The organism is Luteimonas sp. A611, assembly GCF_054072715.1.
In genome coordinates, this window is record NZ_JBSVRP010000013.1 from 1 (window position 1) to 4,940 (window position 4,940).

A 4,940-nucleotide genomic window follows, 5' to 3' on the forward strand; every position below is an offset into this window, starting at 1 on the left:
AGGCCGGCGCGCCCTCGTCCAGATCGTGGTAGAAATCGCTTCGGAAGGAGCCGCGAGCGGCGCGGCTTAACTCAGGTTGTTAGGCCCCATGTTGAGCAAACTCGCCAGCTTTGTAGATCACAAACTTGCTCGGGGCGCTCTGACAGCCACCCTAGTCGTTGCATGCGCTCTACTTGGGCCACTGTCCGTTATTGCTGCTGCATTTGGTCTCAGGGAGCCAATTCTTATGGCGTTGGGCCTCTGTGGACTTGCCGGGCTCACCGGTGCGGGTGCTCGCCTCGGATTCGGGCCACGCTTCTTCCACGTATCACGCTGGCTCAAGTCCTTGGGGCTGGCTTTCCTTGCACTTGGCTCAGGCGCCGCCTTTGCGGCTTCGTTTGCCCTTCCCTGGCATATCTACATGGCTACACTTATGCCGCTGGTCGGACTACTAGGCTTGGTCCTTCTGGCCGGTTCCATCAAGCCGGGGCCTAACAATTCATTCAAGCCGACACCGCTTCGCGGCGCGGCTTAATTCAGGCGTTAGGCCGTGATGGCAGATATCAACATAGGCGTTGCCAGCAAAGACGAAATGTTCGCGGCACAGCGATTCTATGAGTCGCGTGGTTACGGCGGCGCTGCCATTGTGCCGTCAGACTTTGTTGTGCTTGCAAAAGAGCAGGATGGGATTGTCGGTGTAGGCCGCTTGTGCCAAGAGCAAGAGCTTCTCTGGCTTCGAGGCATGCAGGTTGAGCCTAGACTTCAAAGGCAAGGTATCGGGGCTAAGATCCTGCAGCGGCTGGATCAAGAGATCGACAGTCGCTGGTGTTGTTGCCTTCCCTATGAGCATCTCGTCGGCTTCTATCGCCGGGCTGGGTTCGAGCAAGCTGCGGACAACTTGCCGCCAGCGCTCTCCGCGCGCCTAGCAAACTACTTGTCTCGCGGGCTCAGGGTGGCGGCAATGGTTAGGGCACCACGGTCACGGCCTAACAATTCGTTCAAGCCGAAGCCGCTTCGCGGCTCGGCTTAACTCAAGCGTTAGGCCTTGTTTCCCGCACTGCCGTTGTCAGGTTCCAAGCGGCTTGTAGCGTCTCGCTCAGTCACGGCATTTGTATCTCGCACGCGCGGTGAAGGCATCGGCAGTCAGCCCTGCAGCACCTCGGTTTCGGACAGGCGCGGCTCTTCGCAAGATTCGACCGCACGAGTCGGCTCCGGACAGGGCACAGTGAGAGTTCTTGGCCGCGCGAGCCGATGGTTTTGGCTTTTGCCTCAGCAAGTGCCAACCTCAGGCCGTTCGGCCAGACATATTGTACTGTCCGGCTCAGGGGTTGGGCTGTCGCAAGGTCGGGCGCAAGCTCGGCGTGCGGCGGCCTAACAAGTCGTTCAAGCCGAAGCCGCTTCGTTACGCAAAACACATGGCAGGTACAGCTTGCCATGTGCTTCGCTCCACTACGCGTCTCGGCTTAACTCTGGCGTTAGGCGCCCATGAACCTATCGGACTACTTGATAGATCAGCAAGATCATGACTGGTCCGGCATCTTGGCGGACTGGGCATGGTTACTCCCGTCTGACCTGACTGTTTGGATGGTTAATCGGTTCGGTGACCTGATCTTTGTCCCAGAGGATGGCACCGTCCAGTTCCTGGACATCGGCGACGGCTCCGTCAGGCAGCTCGCCCAAAGCCGCGAGGATTTCTTCACGCAAGTTGACCTCGGGGACAATGCGGACAACTGGCTGTTGATCTCGCTCACGGACAAATGCGTTGCAGCTGGCCTCACGCTAGGCCCCGGTCAGTGCTACACGTTCAAGATTGCGCCGGTTTTTGGCGGCAAGTACGTCCTCGACAACGTTGAGGTATGTGACTCGGTAGTCAACTACAGCCTGCTTGCGCAGATTCACAAACAGATCAAGGATCTTCCGGATGGCGCTCAAGTCAAACTCGTGCTGGGCGCCTAACAATTCGTTCAAGCCGAACCCGCATCGGGGCACCGCCTGGGTGCTTATCCGCTACGCTAGCACCCAGTCGCCGCCCCGCTGCGGGTCGGCTTAACTCAGGCGTTAGGCCTCTCATGAGAGATCTCGTAGACTTGCTTTCCCCTTGGCTTCTATCGAGCGCTACGCTCTTTCATTTGGCGGGCCTAGTGATTCTTACGGCCACTGCCGTGTGGTGCAGTCCGTCGCGCTCGATTCGTCGCTTTCTACTAGCAGCAGTGCTTGTCTGGCTTACTGCATCAGCTCTGATTGCCTCTACTTCCGAGACACTGCGCAGCCTTGTCTCTGTCTTCTTATGGTGCCTTAGCGTGACAGCGGTCTATGCTGTCGTGCTTGGTTTCTTAGTCGCTAAAGGCAAGCGACCAGCCACTTTGGTTGTCTCTGCCCTTGTGCTTCTTGCCGTCCAACTCCCGGTCTCGTTCCTTTCTGCTCTCTATATTGGTTGCTATGTTGGCCACAGCTGTCCGTAGGGCTGAGAGGCCTAACAATTCGTTCAAGCCGAGCCCAAATCGTGGCAGCGCCTTCGTGCCTACGCTACGCTAGCACGCAGTCGCCGCCCCGCTCTGGGCCGGCTTAACTCAGGCGTTAGGCGCTCATCAGATGGCTCAGAAGTTCAATCCCGGTGACATCTTTGGGGTTCCACTCCCGGGCGACTCAATGGGCATTGGTCAGGTTCTTAGCTTGGAGCCAGATGCGCTCAACTCAGTGGGATGCGTCTTCTTTGCAGCTACTGCCAGCCCAAGCGGCCTTAGCGGTGCCATGGAGCCGATCGCTGCTCTGTTGGTTACTCCTGACTTGCTAAAAAGTGGCGCATGGCCCGTTAAGAGTCAGGGGCCCGTGTTCTTGGAGCCGGAGGAGCGTCCTTATGAGATTCATCGGGCCTCGCATTGGGTCGGTGTCAGAGTCACGGGGTCTGGGATAGTCCAAGAATTCTTGGCTGCATACCAAGGCCTAGTGCCATGGGATGCATGGCATGATCCCCACTATCTTGATTCGCTATTGCTGCCGGGCCGGGAGCGGCCGAGTCATGTGGTCTTGTCGGCACGCCCCTAACAATTCATTCAAGCCGACGCCGCTTTGCGGCGCGGCTTAATTCTGGTGTTAGGCAGCGGTGGCGGGCGCATGGCGGGCCTTTGACGCGGTATTGTCGTGGCGTTTCGCGTGACTCATCTTCAGCCTGTTGGTGTCGATCCGACAGGCTTGGAGACATTAAATGGATGCACAGATGAAGATTGACTCAGCGACGGTAAGGAGCCTGCGAGAGCAGAACTCCTGGTCACAGGAGCATTTGGCAAGTGCGGCTGGGCTGAGCACCCGGACTGTTCAGCGGGTCGAGGCTGATGGCATCGGGTCTGCTGAGACGCGACTCGCTCTTGCCGGGGCATTAGGCGTTGCGGTGTCGCAGATAGCCTCAAAAAGCGGCGCGTCTGAACCGCTTTCTCTCAGCTTTCGCCGGGGACGCCTGTGGGGGTGGATTGGCTGGTGCGCTGGTGGCGTTGCCGCGCTTGCGGCGATCACGCTAGATGTAACTAATGGCGGCTCGTCCATGGCCCAATCAGGCGCCGCAGTTGGTGTGGTCTGTGCGGGGCTAGGAATCAGCGCAGCTGTTCTTGGTCATTTGCAGTCTCGGGCGCGGACACGCGGAGCCGCAGCCTAACAATGCGTTCAAGCCGACACCGCATCGGGGCGCAAACCACATGGCAGGTACAGCTTGCCATATGCTTCACGCCCCGCTGCGGCGCGGCTTAACTTAGGTGTTAGGCCGCTCGAAGGACCTTGGGGGAAGTTGATGGATCTCAACGCAGTCCGGGCACTAGCTACTTCCTTGCCCGAAGTGACCGAAGAGCCGCACTTCAACTACTTGTCCTTTCGCGTGCGCGGAAAGATCTTTGTGACTGTTCCGCCGGATGAGCTGCATGCCCACCTCTTTGTCACGGAAGAGCATCGAGAGCAGACGCTTGCCATGCACCCTGAGTTTGCTGAAAAGCTGCTGTGGGGCGGGAAGGTCGTGGGGCTCCGCGTCGCCCTGGCTGACGCAGATCCACTTGTTGTAGCTGAGCTTGTGCGCCAAGCTTGGCAAAGCAAAGCTCCTCGCAAGGTGGTCGCGGCTTGGGGCGGTGGTTAATGCAGCCGCGGCCTAACAATTCGTTCAAGCCGACGCCGCTTCGTTACGCGAGCCACATGGCAGGTAAAGCTTGCCATGTGTTCGCTTCACTACGCAGCGCGGCTTAACTCAGGCGTTAGGCCTCATGTCACTATCGCGACTACTGATCCTGTCTTTGGCGCTGATTGCCACGGCGTGCTCTTCAGCAGACGAGCCCTCCGAGGATGTGATACGTGCCGCTGCCGACGCCGCGCGGGAGGCAATTTCAGAAGATCTTGCAAGCGGGGTATCTTCCCGAGTTGTAGCTTTGCCCCCAATGAAGCCTTGCTCTGTTTCAATCGCTAATGGGGAGCCGCACGGACATCTCGCGCACTCAGTACTGCAGGAAGCGACCCTGTCCATTGAGGCTACTGAGGGCTTAAGCATTTCCGAGCAGGCAAGCAAGGACCTTACATTGCTTCTGGTCAGGACAGAGCGAGCAGATCCGAGAAGCCGTGCATGGGACAGCCCGCCGTCGCTGTCTAGCGCACATGGCGAGTTTTACATCGCATACGTAATACTTAGCGAGGATCGTCGCTACCTGGGCGGGGACCTTATCAAGTGCAAGCGCGAGTACAAACAGTGCGGCGAGCACATGGCCACTCGCACGTTACGCGTGTGCCAATCGCGTGAGGCCTAACAATGCGTTCAAGCCGAAGCCGCTTCGTTACGCAAAGCACATGGCAGGTAGAGCTTGCCATATGCTTTGCTCCACTACGCGTCTCGGCTTAACTTAGGCGTTAGGCACCAATGGCAGCACCGTCGATGATTGAAGAAATTAACTCTTGCAAGAACCTATTCTTGGCGGAGATCTCCGAGCCAGAGA

Annotated in this window: 4 protein-coding genes; all 4 read left to right on the forward strand. The window is 58.2% G+C overall.

Annotation, left to right across the window (positions count from 1 at the left end; translation table 11 throughout):
* Nucleotides 1-571 precede the first annotated feature (571 nt).
* The 4 genes from ACW5EG_RS17000 (at nucleotide 572) to ACW5EG_RS17015 (ending at nucleotide 4,096) form a co-directional block, all read left to right on the forward strand.
* Complete coding sequence (locus ACW5EG_RS17000) at nucleotides 572-1,009, forward strand: GNAT family N-acetyltransferase (protein WP_457022475.1); 438 nt, start codon at nucleotides 572-574, stop codon at nucleotides 1,007-1,009.
* Nucleotides 1,010-1,464: 455 nt separating this feature from the next.
* Nucleotides 1,465-1,935, forward strand: coding sequence for a T6SS immunity protein Tdi1 domain-containing protein (locus ACW5EG_RS17005; protein WP_457022472.1), 471 nt, complete (start codon nucleotides 1,465-1,467; stop codon nucleotides 1,933-1,935).
* Nucleotides 1,936-3,196: 1,261 nt separating this feature from the next.
* Nucleotides 3,197-3,628 (forward strand): helix-turn-helix transcriptional regulator, encoded by a 432-nt coding sequence (locus ACW5EG_RS17010; protein WP_457022477.1) that lies wholly within the window; start codon nucleotides 3,197-3,199, stop codon nucleotides 3,626-3,628.
* A 132-nt stretch (nucleotides 3,629-3,760) separates the two neighbouring features.
* Nucleotides 3,761-4,096, forward strand: a complete 336-nt coding sequence (locus ACW5EG_RS17015; RefSeq protein ID WP_457022474.1) for an MmcQ/YjbR family DNA-binding protein — start codon at nucleotides 3,761-3,763, stop codon at nucleotides 4,094-4,096.
* Nucleotides 4,097-4,940: the final 844 nt, after the last annotated feature.

Excerpts from the sequence above, each read along its gene's own strand:
- ACW5EG_RS17005 (WP_457022472.1), top strand. The coding sequence starts at position 1,465 with ATGAACCTATCGGACTACTTGATAGATCAGCAAGATCATGACTGGTCC.
- ACW5EG_RS17015 (WP_457022474.1), top strand. The coding sequence starts at position 3,761 with ATGGATCTCAACGCAGTCCGGGCACTAGCTACTTCCTTGCCCGAAGTG.
- ACW5EG_RS17000 (WP_457022475.1), top strand. The coding sequence starts at position 572 with ATGTTCGCGGCACAGCGATTCTATGAGTCGCGTGGTTACGGCGGCGCT.
- ACW5EG_RS17010 (WP_457022477.1), top strand. The coding sequence starts at position 3,197 with ATGAAGATTGACTCAGCGACGGTAAGGAGCCTGCGAGAGCAGAACTCC.